The sequence below is a fragment of the Rufibacter latericius genome (assembly GCF_003721515.1).
Classification (GTDB): domain Bacteria; phylum Bacteroidota; class Bacteroidia; order Cytophagales; family Hymenobacteraceae; genus Nibribacter; species Nibribacter latericius.
The window spans coordinates 286,674-311,198 of sequence record NZ_RJJD01000023.1 but is presented as its reverse complement, the minus strand read 5'-3'; the positions used below and the strand labels follow the sequence as shown (position 1 = coordinate 311,198).

Here is a 24,525-nt window from a genome sequence, read left to right as displayed (position 1 = left end):
AGGAGGTCCTTTTTAAATTTATAAAGGCTGGCTCTTATTTATCAGCGAAACTCTACCAGACTTCAAGGAATCAGGCCTCATCAACTAGTAAAAAGCTTTCCTGCCTACATGACAGGTGTTTTACTTATAAATGCAATCGATTGCGCATCCACCTCTAAAAAAAGCACTGCTAGTGCTTTTCTCCTTTTCTATCCTAGTACTTAAATATGGACATACAACTCAGCAAAAGCAAATTATTAAACCAGTTTTTGGGATGGATTGGGAAAAACGAGCCGGAAACTACCAGCCCTAACGTCTCGGCTTCCCTTTGGTTCGTCACTGCTAAATAGCAGATGGGTTTATTGGAGCACTTTCTTAGCTTTTCAACTCCGCAGTTAAACCTGTTTTAGGCCTATTTTCTAGGAATCTGCCTAAGATCTCCTCTTCCTAATAGTCCCAGAAAGGAAGTTACTTTCTAAAAACACAAAACTTGTAGGTAGATCCTACTGCGGTTTATGTTAAATCCCTAACCACTGCTATTATTCCTATTATATTTTAACTAGCTTTATTTCAATATTTTAATCTTCTAAGCCCTTCTTCTATGGACCAAACCTATATTTCAGAGCCACTGCAGGAGAAACAACCTCAAGGGTCTCGGCTGGCTAGATTGAAGCACCTCATCTGTACTCAGTTCAGCCAATTGAAAGAACCTGTCATTGACGAATTGCTGCTGAAATTCAGTTGGGTAGAATTAAACCGGGGAGAAATCCTGTGCCATGAAGGGGAGGTAGGAGATTGCGTGTACCTGTTGGTCTCCGGCAGATTGAAGGCTTGGGTAAATTTTAATACCCGTGAAGCCAGAGAGGTAGGTGAGATTGCCCAGGGCGAAAGCGTGGGCGAAATGGCCTTGATTACCGGTGAAGCCCGCACTGCCACCATCACCGCTATGCGCACCTGCATGCTGGCCAAATTGCTAAAATCAGACTTCGATGACTTAGTGGCCCTGCACCCCGAGGTAGCCGTCACCTTATCTAAACGCATCATTGACCGGCTCACCTTTACCATGCATCATACCCGGGTACCGGCCAAAAACACCAATTTTGTCTTGCTACCCGCTGCTTCCAGTGCGGTCACCAAAGTATTCATTAGCCAATTATTGAAAGTCTTAAACGAGCAGTACCACATCCGGCATGTCCACAAAGAGTTACTTCCGCTGCACTTGCAGAACGGTTCGTTGCCAGAAGAGGAACGCTTCTACGAAATCCACAACTGGATGGCGGAGCAGGAAGTGGAACGCGGATACGTCATTTTTGAGGCTGACCCCGAAGACTTGAATTGGACAGAGCACTGCCTGCGCCAAGCCGATAAAATCCTGCTCCTGACGGAAGCCTCCCCCGAACCCGCCCTCTCAGACCTGGAGCAATTCCTTTTCTCCACCGGGGACCAGCAACTACATAAAGCCACCGAGGTAGCGTTTCTTTACCCAAACAGCACGGAGCACCCTATCCAAACCCATGACTTGCTAGCGCTTCGGCCAGTGTCCCGCCACTACAACATCCGGTTGCAGGACCAACGTCACTTGCATAGGTTGGCCCGCATGCTCATGAACAAAGGCATAGGCTTGGTGTTGGGTGGCGGTGGAGCCAAAGGTTTTGCCCATATTGGGGTTTTCCGGGCCTTGCAGGAGGCAGACGTTCCCATAGACATGGTCTGTGGCACCAGCATAGGCGCCATCTTTGCAGCGGCGGTGGCCCATGAGTGGTCCCCCGAGGTGATTTACCAGAAAGGAAGAAGCGCCTTTGTCACCGATAAACCCTTGAGTGATTACACCCTGCCGGTTCTCTCGCTCATCAAAGGCCATAAGTTGCAGAACACCAACCGCAAATATTTTGGGGAGAACCACATAGAGGATTTGTGGCTTAACTTCTTCTGCATTTCCAGTAATTATACTCTCTCAGAAATGGTGGTGCACGAACGGGGTCCGCTTTGGAAGGCCGTGACCGCCTCCGTTTCCATTCCGGGCGTTCTGCCGCCGGTGGTGGACGGGAACAACCTGCTCATAGACGGCGCCTCTTTCAACAATTTTCCGGTAGATGTCATGAAAGCCCGATACGGGGGCAAACTCATCGGTGTCAACCTTCAACAAGACAAGGAATACAAACTGGATTACACCAACCTGCCGGGTGGGTGGCATCTTTTCTTCTCCCGTTTCTTTCCCTTCCTGAAGCGTTACAGAAGCCCCAGCATCTCGGCCATTATGCTGAAATCTACCATTCTCTCCAGCATGGAGCACCAGCGAAAGCAAATCAATGACCTGGAGCTTTTCATGAATCCGCCTCTTTCCAACTTCAGCCTGCTGGACATGAAGAACTTTGACGCCATCAATGCCATTGGGTATTCTTACGGGAAGGAGTTCCTTAAAACCGCCAACCTAGATGCGCTGGGAATTAAAAGAAGGGAAAAAGCGGAGGTTGCCTAAAGGTTTGCTGTAGCGTTTACCTAGATTGGTAAAGCATTCCTGGAAGAAGTTCAATGGGAAAGGATTCTGTTTAAAGACATGTTTAAGGCTCCTTTTCGCAAAACCAGGTCTAAACTAGGTTATCTACCTGGAATTAAGCCGGTCTGTAGTTGCCTCATTTGCAAATAGAGTCAGAAGAAACCGAGCACCCCTATTTTGTTAAGGCTTTCCCCTAGAAGTAGCCTATTTATTTAGTACATTGTCATGTCATTTTATAAAATTCCTGCTTTTTAGTTAAGTAGGTTTTAAAGATATCAAGAACCTCCACTACTGTTCTTCCTCTTTGGATACGGTTTTAAGCACATTTCAGGAAAGAACCTATTAAAATACTCCTGTTTAAAGAGTTAAGGTTCCTGTAAAAGAACCCTCAGCTAGTAAGCGTTGGCAGTAATACTGTCCCTTCATCCTGATCCTTTATCTAATTTTTTTACGCAGCCGAAGGCTTCGTTGGCTCTCCCGTTTTCCTTCCCTCCAGGTTACGCCCTCCTTCCCCCTGCAATCAGAAGGCGTTTTCAATTCTTGATTGGTCCCCCATTCATTATCTTATTGAAACACTTCATGATAGCTACCAATACTGTACCTGTTCAGGTCAAAATCAGAAAACGGCAACTTTTTGCGTCCGTCAGGACCTCTCTTCTGGTGTTCACCTTCTTCCATTTCCTCATTTATTTACCTTTTCTAAGTATCGCCCAAACCCCTACTACCGAAATTGAAATAATACCTATGCTGGAGTGCGTAAGGTGGGTACCGGCCGAGGGTAAATTTGAAGCTGTCTTTGGGTACAACAACCCCAGCAAAACAGAGATTTCGGTTCCGCCCACCAACAGCTCACTTTCCTGCGACGCCCAGATTATTGCCGGACAGGTCCCCACCGTCTTTAAGCCCGGTCGGGTTTTCTCAGCATTTTCCGTGAAGTTTGATTGCCCGGAGCTTGTCTGGACGGTGATAGGGCCAAATGGTAAACCCAGATCGGTTTCGGCCAGCAGCAGTTCCACCGCTTGCGCCACCAATGGCAACATCACACCCATCATCAGCTCGCCGGGAAAAAATTTCACCAAGGTTGGGTCAGAACTCAGCATCCTGCCGGCCTCCGGGCTCCTGAAAAGCAATGAAATCTATCAAATAGACCAGTTTAACGGTCAAAATTACGTATTGATCAGTTTTTTTGCCGTGGAGGGAGGCGTGTCTACTTTACTGACTACCCTGAAGACCATGGGGTTAATAGACCCTAAAGTAAAGGACCTTCATATCACAGGTTGGTTTCCTTTTTCTCAGATTCCCAACCTGAATGGGTTGGCAAGCCTGAACCTGGCGATGCCGGTATTCACCCCGATCATCAACGGAGGAGCCACTACTACTCAGGGAGACCTCGCGCAACGAACCGATCTGCTCCGCACCGCCTTTGGTGTACAAGGTCTTGGGAATAAGATTGGCGTGCTGTCTGACAGTTACAATGCCCGGCTGGGCAACGAGGCCTTACTCAACGTAAGGCAAGGCGATTTACCAGGCGTGGGGAATATCCTTAACTCCGTGCCAGTCCAGGTGCTCAAAGACCTTGCTCCCAGCTCAGGCCTGGGAACAGACGAGGGTCGGGCCATCTTGCAGATTCTCCACGATGTGGCCCCTATGGCGGCCCTTGCCTTCAGGACTGGGTTTGATGGGCCCATTGATATGGCGCAAGGCATTAGGGAGTTGAAGGCGGCTGGGTGCAACATCATTGTAGATGATATCACCTACATTGATGACCCCTTCTTCAAAGACGGCATTGTGGCGCAGGCCGTAGACGAGGTAGCAGCCCAGGGTGTAGCCTATTTCTCCGCAGCCGGAAATTTTGGGGAACTGTCGTACCAAGGCGTGTACACCCCTGTTGACCCGGCCACCAACCAGAAGCATAATTTTGGCGGAGGAGACGTACGGCAACGACTTTTCCTGCCCGAGGGAACTTACACCCTGGGGTTACAGTGGATTAGTTCTACCGGCCAGGATCTGGATTTTTACCTCACCGATGATAATGGGAGCATCATTGTAGGCTATAACCGAGCCAGTACGTTCCCCTTTGAGGAAATGTCCTTTGAAGTATCCGCGGGAGGCGCCATGGCGAATATAGTGGTGGAGAATGCCAGCCCTACCCTAGCGGCAAACGTAATCTTCAAATACATCATCTTCAGGGGGCCGGCGGGCATTGCCGAGTATCGCACGGGTACCTCCACCATCACGGGCCACGCCAATGCTGCCGGTGCCATGACGGTGGGAGCGGTTTTGTTCTCCAACACCCCCCGCTTTAACACTCCCCTGCCAACCATCGCTTCTTTTTCTTCCAGAGGGGGCACTCCCCTTCTAGATGCGGGTGGGGCTACCCGGAGTAAACCCGATTTTGTTGCTCCCAATGGAGGCAATACCACCGTCCCAATAGGGGTTCAGTACGGAGACGGGGATTCTTTTTTTAACTTTTTTGGGACTTCTGCGGCGGCTCCTCATGCGGCGGCGGCGGCGGCGTTGCTGCTGGAGGCGCATGTGAAATTCTCTGGCCCAACCCTGGCCCCAACAGCCGTCAGGAACTTGCTGAAATCTTCGGCTCTGGACATGGGTCCAACCGGACCCGATCTCTCCAGCGGGAGCGGGTTTATCCGGCCAGACAATGCTATTTCCACCTTTGCTACCCCCACGCCCATTGCCCTCAGCGTCTCTACCCCAGAAGGAGTGACAACCGGGAAGAAACTGGTGGTGAAAGGGCATTATTTCAAGGGAACCGCCCAAGGGAGCATCTCCAAGATTAAGTTTGCCGGCACAGACCTAGCCACCACCTTTGTCAACGAAACTGAACTACAGGCAGTCATTCCATCCTATACCGGAAATCCCTCCATCCAGGTCTGCAGCCCTTCCACTAGCATCAAGGGAGGAGACGGCGGTTGCTCCAAGCCCCTGTACCTCTTCCCCAAAACGGTCATCATGGTTAAGGCGGGAAACCTCACCAAACCCTACGGAGATGAAATGCCCACTTTCACAGCAACGCTTACTCCTGCCATACCAGGCTTAACCGTCAGTGATATCAGGTACACCACCCTGGCTACCGACCTAAGCGATGTTGGCGCTTACATCATCACACCCTCCATCGTGGCGGGCCATCCTATTCTGGCGCAGACGAACACCTATGAGTTCGTTTTTGAACAAGGTATTCTGCAGATAGAGAAAATTGCCCTGGAACTAAGTGCCCGCGATGTCGCCATTGCCGAAGGTGCTCCGCTCACCGGCTTTTCCTACAACTTCAATTTTCCTACGCCCGTCAGGAACACCACAGACCGGATTGAGTTGGTGCGGAACAGCCTGGCCCAAACGCATCTGGCCTTGCAGACCAGCAAGGTGGCGTTGGTGACCGAGCCCGAGTTGCTGAACCTGGAATCTATCAGGAACCGGAGTTTTCTGGTCAGTGAATTAGCGGAAATCAACGGCTCCAGGATAATAAACGGCAGCAGAGTTCTCAACATTGGCAGTTCCTTATTGAACCAATTGAATGCGAATGATTTAGAAGCCACCTCCATTATCAATTCTACCTTCCTGCTGAACGGGAGCCGGATCATGAACGGTAGCCGAATCATGAATGGGAGCAGGATCTTGAATGGCAGCCGGGTGCTCAATAGCAATACCATTGGCCCAGCTAACAATGAGAAATCGGTTCTTATTCTGAACGCAGCAGACGAGCTTATTTCAAAACTTTATTCCATTAACCTGATCACGGGATATACCCTGGGGTCGCACCGCTGGGCTCCCGCATCTATTTTATCCCCTAACGTAAACGTGACCTACGGAGAACCCGGCAACTTATATGTGAACCCCATAGGAACCGGCGTGAGGGCAGTGAAACCCATCCTTGAATGCGTGCAGGTATCGTCCAGACCCGGTTACTACATCGCCCACTTCTGGTATGAGAACCCAAATACCAAAACCGTGGGGTTACCGCTTAACAGTGAAAACAAACTGACTTACGCCGGTTCTCAACCCCCTTGTTTTGTAAACGGAACCCAGATTCCAAGGGTCTTTCTGCCAGGCAAAAACTACGCCTTCTCGGTAGAGTTTGACGGCACTAAGGTCATCTGGGAGGTAAGTAGTTACCAAGTCACCAAAAAAACCGCTGTCGCTACCCAAGCCAGTTCAACTTCGGGCAGGTGCAAATCCATTACTCCTATAACTATTCCTTGCAACACCACATCCTTACAAGGCGTAACCGCCCGCACCTTGGAGGCTATTCCTGACCAAACCGCAGACGCCATTAAGGTATTTCCGAATCCCATCGGGAACGAAGTATCCCTTGATGTAAGCGGTTTGGAAAGCACAGAGGTAACCATCTCTATTTCTGATGTTTTAGGGAAAACGGCCCTGAAACGGCAAACGCTACCCTCTGGAACTTCTCTCCACCACTTAAACACCCGGCACCTGGCCTCTGGGGTGTACCTGCTGAAAATAGAGTCCGGTGAGGCGGTAAGATCCATCAGGTTGGTGAAAAGAGAGTAATTACTTCTGGCAAAAACGGAGCTTGAGGCATCACTTATGGTACGTTTCAGGCTTGATTTTCCAAAAAGCACATAAAAGCATGAGGTATGAAAAAGTCAATGGTGCTGTTGCTTGCTTTTCTACTGTCTAAGGTGCTGTTTGCCCAAACGGCTCCTCAGGACAGTCTGCAGGCCCTTCTCAAAACAGCCAGGGATACTTCTCGGGTAAATCTTCTACTTGAGTTAAGCAAAGCCCACAACGGATCTGATCAGGCCAAAGCGATTGCTTTTGCCAAACAGGCGCTGGAGGAATCCCGAACTCATAATTTCCCCAAAGGCGAAGCGTATGCCCTGAAAAGCCTAGGGTTGGCGTACGTAAACGAAGGAGGCTACCCTGAGGTAATTCGTTATTGGGAACAGTCTTTGGCTATCTTCAACCAGTTGGGTGATAAGGTGGGGGCTAGTAACATGCTCAACAACATTGGGGTTATCTACTCCATTCAGGGGTGGGAGGCCAAAGCAATCGAGTTTTACCTTAAGGCCCTTAAAGAAGGGGAAGAAAGCGGAAATAAATTACGTATTGCTACCGCCCTGCTCAACATAGGGGTAGAATACGGGAACAACCCCGCTACTCTAGATAAAGCCCTCACCTATTATTTAAAAGCCTTACCGCTGAGCAAAGAGATTGGCGATCAAAGCATGTTAGGCACCCTCACCGGGAACATCGGGGAGATCTACTTTGCCCAGGGAAATCACAAGAAAGCCCTTGCCTATTTCCAGGAGGCCCTGGGAATCTTAAATGCGGCCGAAAGTAAAGACAAAGTCGCCTATACCCTGAACAACATCGGGAAAGTGTATGCCGCCCGGGGAGATTTAGCCAAGGCGATGGAACAGCACCAGAAAGCCCGAGTCATCGCGAAATCGGTGGCAGCCAAACTAGAGGAAACGCAGGCCCTGAACTACATCGGGCAGATCAACCTTAAGCAAAACAAACCCGATCAGGCGCTGGCCACTTTCCAACAATCCAAGCGCATCGCTACTGACCTAGGGGCTAACCATGAGTTGAAAGATTCCTACGCGGGGCTGGCGCAGTCTTATCAGAAGCTCTCCGATTACCAGAAAGCGTATCAATACCAATCGCTGCTGCTGGGCATCAAAGACACCCTGTACAACGCCGAGACCAAAGAGAAAATAAACAACCTGGAAGCCGCTTACCAAAGTGAGAAAAAGCAAAACCAGATTGACCTCCTCACCAAAGACAGCCAGCTGAAACAAGCCAGTCTGGAGCGGCAGCAGGTTTTCAGGAATGCCTTGTTAGCGGTATTGGGGCTCATCCTTATCATAGCGGTGGTTTTGTTCTTTAACATCCGGAACAAGGTAAAGGCCAACCAACTGCTCCAGCACAAAAATGACGAGATTAATGCCCAGAAAGAAGAATTAGCCACCCAGCGGGACCACTTGGAGAAAACGTACAACAACCTGCTTAATACCCAGGATCAGTTGGTGCAATCCGAGAAAATGGCTTCTTTGGGTCAGTTGACGGCTGGGGTGGCCCACGAGATCAACAACCCTATCAACTTCGTTTCGGCAGGTATAGAATCGCTGCGTGCTAACTTCACCGATATCATGGAAGTGGCCACCGGATACTTTCAGCTAAAACCTGGCGCAGATAACACCCAGCAACTGCAGAAGCTGGAAAAGCTCAAAAAAGAGATAGAAGTGGAGGAACTCATCCAGGAATCTGAGCAGCTTTTCTCCAGCGTGAAGAATGGCGCCACCCGCACGAAGGAAATCGTGAAAAGCCTTAAAAACTTCACCCGCCTTGATGAGGATAACCTTAAAAAAGCCAACCTGCACGAAGGCCTTGACTCTACCCTGGTCATTCTGAACAACCAGTTGAAAAACCGCATCAAGATTGTGCGCAACTACGGTGACCTGCAGGAAGTAAATTGTTACCCCGGCCAATTGAACCAGGTTTTCATGAACATCCTGAACAACGCCGCCCAGGCAATCCCGGAGGAAGGTACTATTGCCATCAAAACCTACGCAGATGATGATTTTGCCGTCATCAAAATCAGAGACACAGGGGTTGGCATGTCTGAAGAAGTCAAAAAACACATCTTTGAACCTTTCTTCACCACCAAAGACGTGGGCGAGGGCACGGGCCTGGGCCTCTCCATTTCTTACGGGATCATAGAGAAGCACAAAGGCAAAATTGAGGTGGAGTCTCAACCCGGCCAGGGCACCGAGTTTACCATCAGAATCCCTTTACAATTTTCCCCGGCCCCCCAGAACCTGAAATTAGAGACAGTTGAATAAAACAGCCTGAAAACAGACCATCCTTTAAATCCTCATGGAAAACTTCACCTTGGAACAAGTTATTTCGCCACCCACCGAAGTCTCGGAAAAACCTTCCATTCTATACATAGATGATGAAGAGGATAACCTGATCGTGTTCAAATCGGCGTTCAGGCGGCATTATCAGGTCCATACGGCCAAGTCGGGCGAGGAAGGCCTGGAGATCCTGAAATCACTGGACGCTAGCCTGGTCATCACCGATCAACGAATGCCCCGCATGACGGGCGTGCAGTTCCTTAAAAACCTACCCGATGACAAGGACATGATCCGGCTGATCCTGACGGGCTACAGCGACATGGAATCCATCATTGAGGCCATCAATACCGGGCAGGTATACCGCTATATTGTAAAGCCCTGGGACAAGGAAGAGCTCAAAATCACCCTGGACAACGCCATTGAGGCGTTTCAGTTGCGCCGCACCAACAAACACCTGATCCATGAGCTCAAGGAAGCAAACGAGGAACTGGAGAACAAGGTGGAGGAACGCACCCAGCAGGTGAATAGGCAAAAGGAAGAAATAGAAAAGCTTTTGTTGAACATTCTGCCGGTAGAGGTTGCCAACGAACTGAAAGAAAAAGGGGAAGCCACCCCACGCTTTTATGAAAGCGCCACCGTCCTTTTCACTGATTTCGTTGGTTTCACATCCATTGCCGAGGGCCTTTCTCCTAACCAACTGGTTTCTGAGCTAAACAACTGCTTCATGGCCTTTGACTCCATCATTGAGAAAAACAACCTGGAAAAAATCAAAACCATAGGTGATTCGTACATGTGCGCCGGCGGGGTTCCCGTCTCCAACCAAACCCACGCGGTAGATGCCATTCTAGCGGCGATAGAAATACAAGACTACATGTATGGACTGAACGAGGAAAGGGCCGCCCGGGGGCTTGTTCGGTGGGATTTGCGCATTGGGGTGCATACGGGTCCTCTGGTAGCGGGCGTGGTGGGGCGCAAGAAATTTGCCTACGACATTTGGGGCGATACCGTGAACCTGGCCAGCCGGATAGAATCAAGCGGCGAAGGCGGTAAAATCAACATTTCAGAGACCACGTTTGAAGCCGTCAAGGAGTGGTTCAGTTGTCTCTACCGAGGCAAGGTGCCCGCCAAAAACAAAGGAGAGGTAAACATGTATTTCGTGCAGACCAAGTTGAACAGAAGAGAATAGAGGAAGTGAATTTCTGCCCTCAACCAAAAGATATTTTCTTTCCTAAAAGCATTTTAGGCCTGTTTTCCTGAAACTGGCTTATAAACCCCCTTTGTCTTCTGCAGCACTAACCTTTAAACCCCTATGGCGCACACCTCATTTCCGGAGATTCAGCAGCACGTAGAACACAAATTACGCAACGGGCTTTCCCCCCACCTCACGTACCACTGCCTGGCCCACACCTTGGATGTGCTGAGGTGCTCAGAAACCATTGCCCTCGCCGAAAAGATAAGATCTCCCCAGGACCTTCTCCTGTTAAAGGTGGCGGTTCTCTACCACGACTGCGGTTTCCTGGAAACCTACCAGGACCATGAAAGGAAAGGCTGCGACATTGCGCGCTGTGAATTGCCCGGCTTTGGGTTTAACCCCGAGGAAACCGAGGTGATTTGCCGCCTGATCATGGCCACTAAGCTCCCCCAGAGCCCCCGTACCATGTTAGAGCAGGTCATCTGTGACGCCGACCTGGACTACCTGGGCCGGGAAGATTATTCCCCTATCGCGCACCGGCTTTACCTGGAAATGCAGGCCATGGGGTTATTGGAGACCGAGGAAGAATGGAGGCAGGTTCAAATAAAATTTCTGGAGAAACACCGCTATTTTACGCGGTATAGCCGCCTGCACCGCGAAGCAGGAAAACAGGCCAACCTACAGGCGCTGAAGGTTAGTACAAATCAACTTCTGAGGAAAGGGGCGTAGAAACCATTCGGGCATCCATTTGCCGAAGGCGCCGGCACAGGGTTTTCAGAATCCCTTTGAGCACTTCGGCGTTGTTGAGCAGAATCTCGTAAAACGGCTCCTGTGCCAGTTTCAGCAGAATGGTGTCTTCCAGGGTGGTTACGCTCGCAGAACGGGGCTCCGTGTCCAGGATGGAGAGTTCCCCCAGCAATTCGTTTTCCTCCAGTTCGGCAAAGGTGTGTTCCTGGTCATGGATTTTCACCCGCCCTTTGTAAATAATGTACATGCAGTCGCCCATCTCTCCTTTGGAGAACAGATTGGAACCGGGCGGCAAATGGATCTCTTCCAGCACTCCGGCCAGTTCAACCAACTCAGGCTCGGGGGTTTCGCTAAATATCTCTGAGGCCCGTAGCGTCAGCACCTTTTCAATCAGCAGCATAAAACGGGTTATTTAACAGCGGATAAAACATACTCTTTCGTCTCTTGAAACAGATGATCCTGCGGCAGCATTTCCTCATCGGCCAGGATCATTCTAGCCGAGGGACCGCCCAATTTGGGGATTAGGTAACAGGCCACTGACTTTGTCCAGGCCGAACACTGCATCTGGCTGTTCTGGATAATGGACGCAACCATGGCCGAAGCCGGTACTTCGTTTTTGATTTTCACGTAGGGGTCATTGCCTCCGTCTGGCACATCAAAGGTGAAATCAAGGATCTTATCCAATGCCAGAAAGTAAGGTTTGGGAATCAGGTGTTCCAGAATCTCAATGGCGTTGGCCATGCGGCGTTCGTCATGCAGTTTTAAAAGATTCATCACCCGGCCTATCTGCCGCCGGTCATATCTAAGGGCAAACCCTTTCAGCAACAGCATCACCTCCTGGTTTATTTCGCGGGTGAGCGTGGTGGCTAAAAGCTGGAGAACAGCCTTCCGCCTGATGTCTCGGCAGGCCGAGGTTTTCTGCAGGCAGCTTGCCAGAGTTCTGGTAAGCCAGGCTTCCAGGGTTCGTTTGCCCTCGGAGGTCAATTCAGCCTGTTTTTGCCAAAGTGCCTCAATAACGTCAGGGGTTGGGCCTTCCTCTTCCGTCAACAAATCAAGCAGGAATTCCGTGGATTGCTCTCCTCTAACTTTGCCGGCGGCCAAAACTACCGCCCGCACAAAGCCGGCCGGTGCCCTGGCGTGGAGAACCTCCGCGGAGAAGACCGTGTCTCCGAAATACACCAATGATTTCTGGAGGGCGTGCCAGGCCTCCCGAGCCTTGGCCGTTTCTACCATGAACTCCAACAAGCTGTGTTCCTGCACCTTGCCAATGGTTTCGATCGCTTTTTTGTAAATCTGCTCATAATCAGAAGCAAGCAATTGGGCCAATTCCTCCTGAAAGCCGGTGGCAGACGCCTCTGAAAGGATGTCCAGTACTAATTGTTGCTGCCGAACATTCCCGAAGTCCTTCACCAAGGGTTCCAGTTCCTGGTGCACCACTTTGTGGGTTTCTGCCTCAGGGCGTTGCAGAAGGCCTACCAACGCGGCCTGGTACGCTTCGGCATCCAGGGTTTGCAGCGCTTCCTGGTTAGGGGCGGTGACTTCGGGGATTAGGCTGTAGTAGGCTTTCAGTAAGTCGGGTTTCAGGGGATCGTTTCCTTCCTTAGCCAGTTGCTGCTGCACCAAACCCAGCACGTTCCTTCCCTGCAACCGAATGAGGCTTCCCAACACAAACCGCCGCACTTCATAAAACGGGCTGTAAAATTGTTCCTCCAGGAGCTGCTCCAACCTGCGGTACCCCGATCTCTCCAACAGTTCCAAGGCTAGCAAAACATCTTTGGGATTGGCACTGGTTGCTTTGTTTAAAAGCAATTGCTGCACAGGGCCGTCACTCAGGAAAAGCTCAGAGCCGGTAAACCACCCTTTTTTGATAGCCATGACCAAGGTGCCGAAGTACTCTTTCTTCACCAGGAAAACCGACCCCACCCAAGCCACCAGAAGGACAAAAAGCACCTGGGCGATAAACTGAATGCTGATGCCCCCACGCAGGTGATAACAAAGCATCAAGAAAAGGCCGCTTCCCAAGAGCGCAAATGGCAGCATGTACCCTTTCGCTATCAAATGCCCCTTAAGCCTTACGTGGGGTTCCAGCGGCTGAAAAAGGATAAAGAAAGCAGGCTCCTGCACGGCAGATTTTAACACCTCGGAAAGCAACACCATCACCCCGAAGACATACAGAATGGTATTAGGGCTTTCGCCAGGCAGCAACAGCACACTGGTCAAAATCAAAACCACCACCGGCGATAGCAGCAAGGAATTAGTTAACCCCAACCGGCTAATTACCCGGCTGCTGAACAGGAGTTTGAAGAAGATGGCCATCACCCGACCAATGGCAAAAAACATCCCGATGAAAATGGCCAGATCTGGGCTATTCGCAAACCTGGCTTTTACCTCGCCCAACAACGTGAAATCAATGAGGGAGAAAACCGTGAAAGCAATCAGGGAAAACAGCGCAATGGAAAAGATAAGTTTGTTATAAAAAATTTGGGTAATCAGAGAGGAACTGAAGTAACGGTTTTCTGAGGAAGGCGGCACAGAATCTGCGTGAGGAGCATGCACCGGCCGGTCAATGACCCGGTGCTGGAACCTGCCCAAAAAGTAGTAAGCCCCTAGAAAGGCAAAAACCGAGATCCAGAGCAGGTTGTTGACGCCAATGAGCGGGGTTAAAACGGGAACCATGGCATACCCCATCAACTTAGCCGGAATATCACCCGAGCCCACTACGGCAAAGATGCGCTTGCTTTCCCGTACGTTAAAGATGATGGCCGCCATTCCCCAGAAGGCATAGCTTACCAGCATGTACACCACCATGTTCCAGGCGGAAAGCAGAAAAGGCAACCATTTGAACTCATGGAAAGAAATGGTCACCCAGGTAAAAAGCAGGGAACCGGCCGAAAACAAAATGATTTTCTGCAGCAGTTTGCGCGAGGTAACCTGGTGCTCCAGCCTAGAATAGCCCCAGTTGGCCAGCAGTAACAGGAAAGCCGCCAAAATGTAGACCTCCGGAATATGCTCTACCTTGAACGCCTGCAGGAACATGGTCAAGGTGCTGGTGAACAGGAAAGCGGTGGCAATACCCAAAAAGAACTGAACCAAAAACAGCTGCCGGACTATCTTGTACTCAGAGGGCTTGATGTTTAGAAGTGCGTATAGCTTGTAATGCATACCTGTTTCCTCCTCTGCTCAGGATATTCGACTCTTGCAAATTCAACAAAAAGACAAAGTCTATATCTGAAAAAGGAAAACGTCCTGTCATCTCAGATTCTGGCGGGCAGGTGCAGTAGAAACCTTATGAATGGCTTTCTAGCTTTTACAAAATACAAATTATTTTTGATTTTATTTATGTAAAGTAGGCCAGCAGCGTGGTTATACAGGTACTTTAGTGTAAAAATCTGTAGAATCAACCTCTGCAAACCTGCTAGCTCTCCCTTGTTTCTGGTTTGGTGAAGCAGAAACAAGGTAACCAATAAGGACTTTCTGAGAGGTATACTCTTTTAAAGCAAAAGGGAGATAGAGATATCTCCCTTTTGCTTTAAAAGAGTTTTATAATCCTTTTAGTTATACCCCTCGTTCTGGGTAAACTCCGTTGGGTTAGTAATTACATCTAGCTGGGCTTGCGGAATTGGCCTTAACATGTGGAATGCCTGAATATTAGGGGCGGCATCGGGGTTATGGGCCTGCACTCGTTCTACCAACTTGTTTGTTCGCTTCAGATCAAACCAACGTTGTTGTTCTCCGGCAAATTCACGGGCCCGTTCATCCAGGATGAAGTCTATGGTCAGTTGGTCTGCGGTGATTTCCATCTCAGCTTGTTTCCCGGGCAAGGCCGCTCTTCTACGAACGGCATTGATGCTTTGCAGAGCGTCATTGGTGTTACCCCGCATCATATCAGCCTCGGCCGCAATCAGGTACATTTCTGCTAAACGGATCACAAACGCATCTCGGCGACCCTGCTGCTGGGAAATTGTCAACCGTAAGGGATCCAGGAACTTTTTCAATGACATGTACCTGTCACGCACCATAGGTGTGCCATCTGGGGCGTAGGTCCGGCTGCGGTCTATGATGGTATAGGGTTTGGCATCTTTCACATCGGCTGGCACTACGTACTTGGTAGCGTAGATGGCGGTATCTCCGGCTTTGAAAACAACTTCTTTTACCGCACCGGTAGAAGTAGGTACGTTTGCTTTCCCGGGCTTATTGGAATACCAAACGGTTTCAAAGGTAGCGTGGAAGCGGGCATCTTTGGTTTCATCAAAAAGATCCAATAAGAAAGCGGTAGGCATAAAGCGGGCAAACGGCCGGCCATATCTGATGTCACGCTGCATGCCAGGCAACTGGTCATAGGTCATCAGGAACATCAGGTGGGAGTTGTTTCCCCCGTCACGCAGCAGGATATCATCTGCGGTAGAGCTGGTTAATCCATCAAACTCACGGTTTAGAATCAGGTCGGCAGTAAAGTTCACCACAAAAATGGCCTCGGGGTTTTTGATACTCGCAATGTCCCAAAGTCCGGCGTAGGTGGGCACCAGGCTGAAGCCGTAGTCACTTATCACCTTCTTGGCGAGGGCAGCTGCCTCTGCATATTGGCCGCGGTACAGGTGCATTCTGGCTTTAAAGGCTTCGGCGGCGGGTTTGGTCACCCTGCCATATTGATTGGAGGTAACCGGAAGATTCGTTACGGCGAACTCTAGGTCTTGGAAAATCTGGGAGTAAAACGCCTCCACCGGTGTGCGGTTTGCGGTGGTTTGCACACCAATGGTTTCAGTGGTGGAAAGGTGCACGCCGCCCCAAGTCTCCACAATGTGCCACAGGTAAAAAGCCCTTAGGAAACGGGCCTCCCCTTCTCTGATCAGCTTAAGGTTATCTGCCAGCGGCGATTGGGGAATTCTGGCTACTGCCGCATTGCTTGCATTCAAGGCTGCGTAAAAGCGAGTCCAATAGAAACTGAGGGCCGCATTAGCACCCGTAAGGTCAGAGTTGTAAAGCGCCAGCGGCGGACTTTCCATCCCGCTTCCACGGGTAAATATGTCGGTGCCTAGTTCAGTGATGGCAATGCCATTCTCTTTCCCGTACCAAAAGCGCATGGGCGTGTACAGCGAGTTCACCAAGCTCTCAATCCCTTCAACGGTGTTATAATAACTGTCTGCAGTGAGGCCGGAGATATTTTCCTCCTTCAGGAAAGAATCACAAGAAGGGCTCGCCAGTAAACTGACCGGTAACAGAATTTTATACAATAACTTTTTCATGATTTACCCTCCGGTTCTTAAAATTCAACATTCAAACCAAAAACCATTTGCCTTGTCATGGGGAAGCTCAGGGCTCCTCCCCTTTCTGGGTCATAAGGCTTGATTTCGCTGTACAGGATAAAGTAGTTCTTAGCCGTCACATAGGCTCTCAAGCGGGAAAGTTTTAGACCGCTGATCAGGGTTTTGGGGAAATTGTACGCCAAGGTCAGATCCCGCACTTTCGCGAAAGAGCCGTCTACATACTGCAGGGTGGTGTAGTAACGTGTACTGGCCCGGCTGGTGCTGGCGTTGGGTCTAGGATAGGCATTGGTAGGGTTCTCAGGTGTCCAGTAATCTACTACTGGGCCATTCTCCAAGCCATCTACCTTATAAGAACCGGCGGCTTCACTGATGATTGTCTGACCAACTCGGGCATAGACCATCACAGATAGATCAAAGTTTTTGAAGCTGAACCGGTTGGTCACACCCAAGGTCCAGTCAGGAACCCCATTGCCAATAATCTTCCGATCATCTGGCGTGATCACTCCATCGCCGTTTTGGTCTTTCACTTTGATATCACCGGGCTTCTGCTGGTTTTTCAAAGCAGCCTCTTCCTCGCCCAATTGCCAAATGCCTATTTTCTCGTAGTCATAGAAACTGTTGATGGGTTGGCCTACGTGCAACCCGAAGGTACCAAAGCTCAAGTCCCGCTCCACGCCATCTCCCAGGTACCGGACCTCTTCTTTGTTTCTTGAGAAGCTGAAATCTGTGCTCCAGTTAAAGCCGTCCAATTTGTCAAGGTTCACAGTGCTCAACTGGAGTTCAATTCCCCGGTTGCGCACCTCTCCAATGTTGTCAATTACCCGCTCATATCCAGAAGTAGTAGGCAGCAAGCGTTCCAACAGAAGATCTTTAGTGTCTTGCTGGTACATATCTAAGGCTCCGTTAATGCGGTTATTGAAAAAACCAAAGTCTAGCCCCACGTTGGCAGTAGCCGTTGTTTCCCAGCTTAGCGCAGGGTTTGGTAGCGCACCCGGATAGTACCCGTAGGCAGGAGTTTCATCCCAGGCGTAGGTAGATCTGCCTAAACCGCCCAAAGTCATATAAGGACTAATCTGACTGTTTCCGGAAACTCCATAACTTACCCTCAGTTTCAGATCTGTGATAGCATTCACATTCTGCAAAAAGCTTTCCTCCTTCAGGATCCATGCGAGAGAGGCGGATGGAAAATAATCCCACTTTTTACCGGTAGCCAACACCGAGGCTCCGTCTGTCCGCATTACCAGGGTGAGCAGGTACTTATTCATCAATTTATAATTGAGGCGGGTGAAGAAAGAAGCCATGCTTCTTTCCACCAGGTTACTCTCCAGTTGGTACGCTGATTGAGAGGCGCCCAGGTTATAAAATTTCAGGGTAGAGGACAGCACGTTCCTTCCTTGGGCAGCGAAGGTTTCAGTTCTTTCGCCCCAGAGGCTGCTTCCCAGCAAAACTGAGATCTCATGGTTTTCAGACAAGGCCTTGGTGTAGTTGGCAAAGTTTTCCAGGGTAAATCTGGAGAAGGTACCCAAATCAGCGCGGGCCAGGGATAGGCCGTTAGGACCGGTATCAATGGTATTGGTAGCGGCAAACAGACCCATCCGGTTGTTGGACTGATCAATCCCGAACCGAGACGTGATGGTGAGGTCTTTAATGGGGGTATAATCCACGGAAACATTCCCGAAGAATCGCCGGTTAATCTCGTTATTTTCAAAGGCGCCGGGCTGTTCGTCTACCAAGGCGTTCAGGGTGGAGGCGTCTCCTACCGGAAAAATCTGGAAATTGCCAGCGTCATCATAGGGCCTTCCCAGCGGGCTCATTTTATTCGCCTGGTTCAAAGGATCACGTCTGAGATCCTGATCTCTCTGAGCATACAAAAGGCTGGTGCTGATTTTAAGGTTATCCAATAACTGGTAGCCAATGTTCAGCCTACCGCTGTACCGTTGTAACTGGTCCATTTTAAGCAGGCCTTTCTCATTGAAATACTCTCCGGAGAGATAATAGGTCAACTTCTCAGTTCCCCCGGAAATCCCTATCTGGTGGTTCTGCTGACTGCCATTACTTAACAATTCATCGGCCCAGTCTGTCCAAATACCGTTTCTGAAGTTTTCGAACTGAGCGGGCGGAAGAATTTTCTCGTCATCGGAAGGGCTGCTCCACTCCCCCACCGTCCTGCGGGCTTCTCTTCTCAGTTGCACCCACTCTGGCCCGGTCATGATATCGGCGTAGCCGTTTATGCTCTGGATGCCATAATAAGAATTAAACGACACCTTTGGTTTACCGGCAGCCCCGCTTTTGGTGGTAATCAGGATAACCCCATTGGCTCCCAAGGAACCGTAGATGGCAGTGGCAGTAGCGTCTTTGAGCACCTCCATAGAAGCAATATCATTCGGGTTCACATCCAAAGGGCCATCGTACCGGATGCCGTCTACCAACACCAATGGCCGGTTACTGGCATTCACTGATCTGTTCCCCCGGATGCTCAGGTTCAACGCGGCTCCCGTCTGCCCACTAGAAGTCGTTAAATCAAGTCCTGGTACTTTACCCTGCATTACCCCAAGAGCATTGGTAACCGGGATAGCGGTAAGATCCTCTCCGCGCACCGAAGCCACAGACCCCGTTACATCTGACTTTTTAACCGTGCCGTATCCAATTACCACCACTTCATCAAAGGTTTTGGTGTCTGAAACCAGCGTCACGTTTACCGTAGATTGGTTGTTTATTGGTACCTCAAGGGTTTTAAACCCAACGTAAGAGAAAACCAGGGTTCCGGCGTCACCCGGCACATTTAAGGTATACGTACCATCAACCCCGGTGGCCCCGGCCGTAGCCGTTCCTTTCAGGAGAACGGTAACCCCTATCAGGGCTTCCCCTTTGTCATCTACAACTTTTCCCTGAACGCTTCGGCTTTGGGCAGTGACGGAAGTAACGCAGGCAAATACCAGTGAGAACACGAGTAAATACCGTAGCCTAAGTAGAATACTTCTCATAGGTAATCTTAGTTAAGTGATTGATGTAAGCAATTCATTTGATCACGGTGAAGGGAAATGTTTTACCTGATTTTCTTTCACAGGATCTATCAAGTTTGGACAAAAAAAACCTTAACAATGCAATCGTTTGCACAACATTATCAATTCAAAATCTTCTTTGGGGAATATGACTAAATGCATAAATTCAATAAAGCTTTTCTGCCAGAACCTTCAAAAAGGGGATTGAATAAATATAAACTAATTGGTTTACTGAAAATTCAACAAGATGCCCTTAAAACCTGTTGTGTTATTTCTATTACTTATTTTTATAATATATAACGACTGGTTAGCAGGGGTATAGAGTAGGGAATTTTCCAGAAAATTATACTTCAGGAAATCCAAAAGCAGAGCAAAGTAATAGTACTAAAGTAAGTTCTACCTTCTAACAGGGTATACCTCCTTTATGTGGTTGGCCTTAGTGGTGAAGCTTTTACTGAAACAATTCTGAAGGTGTAAACAGTTGGGGGTTTAAGTTGAGAATAAGGGAGCATAACGTGACTCATTGTTCATGGGGGTTTGAATAATAAAACTCACAATCAAAAATACGCTTCAAATCTCCTGTCAGTAGATAGCCATACCATCATTCATATCCTTGAGTAATCAGGAACTCCACAAGTAAGGCTTCCCTGTAACTGACATTCCCGTGAAATCTAAGGCAATCGGACTATATAAAAAGGTGTTATTTGTCTCCTTGAGGCCACACCCTTTGAGCAAACGATTGCACAATTAAGTAAAAAAAAGAGGCTTAACACCTGCTTTCCATTTTTACTTATAACTTAAAGTTAAATGTTAATTTAACAAAACACAATGAGTAATTAGATTAAAATTGAAAATTTTTCAAAAACACACTCATTTCTCTAGGAAGGACCCGCTAACGAATGTTAGGAATGGGGAATAGGTACTGCTTGAAACAGGAATAGGTTGGTTTGCAACTGCTTCTATTTTCTTTTCAGGAGCAATAGCCAGTTCGCCTTTGAAGGCTTTTTGAGGGATGTTCCCCTCCGCAGCAGCTGCACTTCGGTCTTCGGCAGGAGGCTTTCGGAGAGTGGGTCATACCAGGTTCCTGTGTAAGCGCCATCAGGCAGACCTTCAGAAAACTGGATATCTGCTCCCGAAAGGGAGTAAAGGAGCAGTGTGGAATTGTCTGGATTGGCAAGGCACCAATTCTGCTCAGAACGTTGAAGAAACACATCGTTTGGTTTTAAATTCATCAACTCCTCGGCAAGATGCTGCTGCACAAAGGAAGAGAAGGAAACATGGCAGTTGCCTCTTTTTGGAGAACTGCCCATCACCACTTGTGCTCCCCCAGCCATTAAGGCAGGAATAGGGCTGATGTCATTGGCAATAGCCACCACCGCTTTGTCAGGGAAACGACGGGTGTATTCCCGTACCTGACGGTAGAGCAACTCCTGGGTGGTGGGCAAGGGGTAATCACTGGCCTGCAAAAAGGCTTCCCCCACCATCTCGCGGTAAGACCGGTTGTTTCCGCCAGGAGGTGCCCACAGAGAATCACCGTTGGAGAAAAGCCCTTCCGGGCGGTATTGCCAGTAGCGGGTATCGATCACGTCCACTTGTCTTGCCAGGACAGCCTCAGCAAGAATAGCATCGGTTATGTCTTTGCTCGTCGTCAGGACCACCCGTACATTTCGCTGGTTCCTGGTTTCCCATTCGGCAATGGTTTCCAAAAAGAACCGCTGAAACGCCAAGGGTCCGGCAAACTGGAAACCCAGGTTGAAGATGATGTTTTGGGATGTCCCCAGTTCATCCAGCACATGGAAAATATACGATCGGTGGAGGTCGCGCAGGGTTGGGTTGGTGGCGTCATAGAACTCGTTGCCCAAGTGCAACCGGGCCCAGGGCTCTGCCGGAAGTGGCTCCGGCAAATCGATTTTGTTGACGGCATTGGTGGGGCGCCACGGATAATCTACCCAGTGGGTGACATATTCCAGCAGGTTATGCGTGTTGTATAGGCTGTAGTACAGCACCAATCCGTTTTCATCGCAAAGACGGGCAAACTCTTTAGAACGCGCAAAAAACCAGGGGTTGAAGGTAGTAAGGTCAAACTTACTGAGGCCGTCCCAGGCTTTGCCTTTTCCGCTGCGGGCCCAGGGCATCTCGTAAAACGGAGCCCATACATTCCCGTCCTCCCTTGGCTTAATTGAATGGTCATCGCGCCGCCGGTCATACCACAACCCGGTCATGGCCTGGTGAAACCGGGTATCCTGCTGTACCATGTTTTGGGCTAGTTTTGGCAAAACCTCGGTTAAACCGGGTCCGTCTTTCCCCGGCACAAAACGGGTAAGGCTAACGCCCGAATTCAACTCGCCGCCCGGAAATGCCTGTCCTCGCCAGAACTGGTCGCCCACGGTTCCGCTCCAGATGACTTTACTATTTATCACGAAACGACCATTCACAATTTGAAGCGGATGCGTTTCAGGTTTCACCACAGCAGGTTCGGGCCCTACTTCTTTTAAAGTGAATTCCTTGAGGGAACCCGATTGCTTCCCGTAACCAATCGTCTTTTTGTTAGCAACGGTATTAGCTTTACTTAATCGTTTGGCGAGTTGCGTCTGGTATAGCGAGTAATTGGCTTGCACCACATGGTTCTGGTAACTGGTAGGTCCCCAGGCTTCAACCGCTTTGGCTTTGGAATTCCAGATGACAGAATTAGCCGCGGTCCAGCCGCCCGCTTGGGCCCGGTCTTCATCATAAGTCAGTTTTAAGCCTGCCTTTTCAATGGTGACGTTTTCGTATAATACCCCTGAGGCCCAGCTTTCAAAGGAACCACTCGCCCCCAAGGCATTGGTCGCTTTGCAGTTCAGAAACGCGTTTGGGCCCGCCGCACAGAAACCCACCGCGAAATCATTGAGCCCCGAGTCAGAAGTGCAGTTCTCCACTAACACCTGTTGGCCATCTACCAGGAAACTCATCCGCCGGTAGCCGCCTATTTCTGAGACTGGCTGTTCACTTCTGCAATTGAGAAGGCTTACCTGCCGAGCCTGGTCCCCTACCCTGATGGCCGAGCTTACAAAATGGCGCGCCGTAACGTCGCGCACCCAAACATCCTGGGCATGGTTTATATGGATGCCTATCCAAGCGTGATCTTCATCCAGAGGATTGGCCTTACTGTATTCGCTTTCAATGGTGAACCCCTCCAGCCCAACGGAATGCACCAGATTCTGGTAGACTACTTTTTGCACCGTGCCTCCGCCATACTGCGGTTCCAGAGCGATGGTGATGGGTCCATCCAGGGTGATATGGTTTGTCTTCGGATCTACCTGGGTGATTTTTCGGTGCCAGGTGAGATCGCGGGAGCCGGTGGGCCATCGAAGTCCTCGAACCGCCACAAACATCCCCTCGGCTTTGGTCATGCCCAGGTCAGCAATCCAATTGGCAGTACTGGGGCGGGTTACCAATACATGATCTCCTACCAGCAACCCAGGGATGTTCTCTAAGGTTACTTCCCGTGCACCCGCAGGCACCAGGTTTTTCACTTGCAAGGCACTAGAAATAACCGCAGCGGTGTCTTCAACACCTACTTTGATCAGGGCTCGTCTCCCCTTTCCGGTAGCTATCAACACTACCTTGGATCGATTGGCTCCTCCCCTGATCACAACCCCAGCCTTTTTGATTAGCAGTTGGCCTGCTATTTTATATCGGCCTTCCATGAGTTGGATAGCTCCCCGGAATCCATTTTTCTGAAGGGGCAGAGCTTCTACGTAATCAATAGCGGCCTGAAGCAAGCGGGTATCATCTCCCTCACTGGGCCGTACCTGTAGGACTGCCGGGACCCTGGGCGGAACTCTGCTACCAGCCTGGAATCCTGCGTAGGAGAAGTCAATTTTTGCGGCAATAGAGTCAATCCCTGGTGCATTTTGGGCAAAGCATTTTGGGCCTAAAAACCAGAAAACGGCACAAAAACCGACGATCCCGAAAATGCTCTTCATATTCTTTCTTGACTCATTTACGAAGACTTAACCTGCATGGAATGATTGAAACCCTTTGATCCAGGAACCCTATAAAACAAAAACTGAGAAAAGGCAAAACTCAGACTCTTCCAGCTATTCAGTTTAGAGACTGTTTTCCGGAAAACACACCTAATTCAATGCACCCAACAAGAAGCGAACTTGGGTTACTTAGGGGTTTGCTTTACAATTCTATCCGCTAAGGGCAACTTCAGGGCTCTGATTTCGGCTAAAACCAATTGGGCCATTTTGCGGGCGCCGAACTCGCTGAAATGGGTGTTGTCTTTGATGCCCTCGGGGTAGTTGGGGTGTTCGCCGGGTTCCAGTTGGTTAAACAAATCCTTCGCGTGCTCCGGTCCCATTCTCTGTACCAGTTCCAGGCTTTTCCGGTCCAGGTCAATCATGGGAACCTTCAGTTCCCGGGCCAGTTCCCGCACGGCTTGTGAATACTCGGTGTGCGTTTCTTGCGCTTTCCCCGAGGCATCAAACACCATCCGGGTGACAGGAGTAATCAGAACCGGGATGGCTTTTTTGGCTCTGGTTTCGGAAATGAATTTGATCAGGTTCTTGCGGTAATCGGGCACGGGCGTGTAGCGGGCGGCGTATTGTGGTTCCTTGGCCTCGTCATTGTGCCCGAATTGCATGAACACGTAATCTCCTTCTTTGAGGCTATCGGTGATGGGTTTCCACAGCCCTTCGGAGAGAAAGGTTCTGGTGCTTCTGCCGCCCCGGGCTTTGTTCTGGACGGTCACGGTTGAATCAAAGAAGTAGGAAAATGGCATTCCCCAACCCTGCATAGGGTAACGTTGGGGTTCATAATGCGCCACCGTAGAATCCCCGATGAGGTACACCTTAACTTTGTTTTGGGGCTTGTTTATGGAAAAGGAGGCCAAAACGAGCAGGCCTAAAAGCAGGACACCTCTGAAAACGGTCTTGGTTACGGTGCTGATTTTATGGGTAAGTAGTCTTTTCTCCATTCAAGGTTGCGGTAAAAAGTAGCGGGCAGAATACAGAAT

General features: G+C 49.7%; 11 protein-coding genes. 5 read left to right on the top strand and 6 right to left on the bottom strand.

Translation table 11 applies throughout. The annotated features are described in order from the left end of the window. Positions 1-580 precede the first annotated feature (580 nt). The 5 genes from EFB08_RS22865 to EFB08_RS22845 all read left to right on the top strand — a co-directional run bounded on the left by EFB08_RS22865 (position 581) and on the right by EFB08_RS22845 (position 11,239). The gene (locus EFB08_RS22865; protein ID WP_123129303.1) at positions 581-2,458 is read left to right on the top strand and encodes a patatin-like phospholipase family protein; all 1,878 of its coding nucleotides are present in this window, start codon (positions 581-583) and stop codon (positions 2,456-2,458) included. Between the two features lie 762 nt (positions 2,459-3,220). Next, on the top strand, positions 3,221-7,006 hold the full coding sequence (locus tag EFB08_RS22860) for a S8 family serine peptidase (RefSeq protein ID WP_165865004.1): 3,786 nt from the start codon (positions 3,221-3,223) through the stop codon (positions 7,004-7,006). An 86-nt stretch (positions 7,007-7,092) separates the two neighbouring features. Beyond that, positions 7,093-9,303, top strand: a complete 2,211-nt coding sequence (locus EFB08_RS22855; protein WP_123129301.1) for a tetratricopeptide repeat-containing sensor histidine kinase — start codon at positions 7,093-7,095, stop codon at positions 9,301-9,303. A 34-nt stretch (positions 9,304-9,337) separates the two neighbouring features. Further along, positions 9,338-10,504: an adenylate/guanylate cyclase domain-containing protein gene (locus EFB08_RS22850; RefSeq protein ID WP_227006448.1), complete on the top strand. Its 1,167-nt coding sequence runs from the start codon at positions 9,338-9,340 to the stop codon at positions 10,502-10,504. A gap of 123 nt (positions 10,505-10,627) precedes the next feature. Next, positions 10,628-11,239 (top strand): HD domain-containing protein, encoded by a 612-nt coding sequence (locus tag EFB08_RS22845; RefSeq protein WP_123129300.1) that lies wholly within the window; start codon positions 10,628-10,630, stop codon positions 11,237-11,239. Here EFB08_RS22845 and EFB08_RS22840 read toward each other — a convergent pair. The 6 genes from EFB08_RS22840 to EFB08_RS22810 all read right to left on the bottom strand — a co-directional run bounded on the left by EFB08_RS22840 (position 11,205) and on the right by EFB08_RS22810 (position 24,486). Continuing rightward, complete coding sequence (locus tag EFB08_RS22840; RefSeq protein WP_123129299.1) at positions 11,205-11,657, bottom strand: Crp/Fnr family transcriptional regulator; 453 nt, start codon at positions 11,655-11,657, stop codon at positions 11,205-11,207. The genes EFB08_RS22845 and EFB08_RS22840 overlap by 35 nt on opposite strands. An 8-nt stretch (positions 11,658-11,665) precedes the next feature. Further along, a complete protein-coding gene (locus tag EFB08_RS22835) occupies positions 11,666-14,419 on the bottom strand; it encodes an NTP/NDP exchange transporter (RefSeq protein WP_123129298.1) in 2,754 nt (917 codons plus the stop codon). A 389-nt stretch (positions 14,420-14,808) separates the two neighbouring features. Then, complete coding sequence (locus EFB08_RS22825) at positions 14,809-16,500, bottom strand: RagB/SusD family nutrient uptake outer membrane protein (RefSeq protein WP_123129296.1); 1,692 nt, start codon at positions 16,498-16,500, stop codon at positions 14,809-14,811. A gap of 17 nt (positions 16,501-16,517) precedes the next feature. Beyond that, complete coding sequence (locus EFB08_RS22820) at positions 16,518-19,505, bottom strand: SusC/RagA family TonB-linked outer membrane protein (protein WP_123129295.1); 2,988 nt, start codon at positions 19,503-19,505, stop codon at positions 16,518-16,520. A gap of 977 nt (positions 19,506-20,482) precedes the next feature. After that, on the bottom strand, positions 20,483-23,491 hold the full coding sequence (locus EFB08_RS22815) for a DUF6298 domain-containing protein (RefSeq protein ID WP_123129294.1): 3,009 nt from the start codon (positions 23,489-23,491) through the stop codon (positions 20,483-20,485). A gap of 185 nt (positions 23,492-23,676) precedes the next feature. Then, positions 23,677-24,486, bottom strand: a complete 810-nt coding sequence (locus tag EFB08_RS22810; protein ID WP_123129293.1) for a rhamnogalacturonan acetylesterase — start codon at positions 24,484-24,486, stop codon at positions 23,677-23,679. Positions 24,487-24,525: the final 39 nt, after the last annotated feature.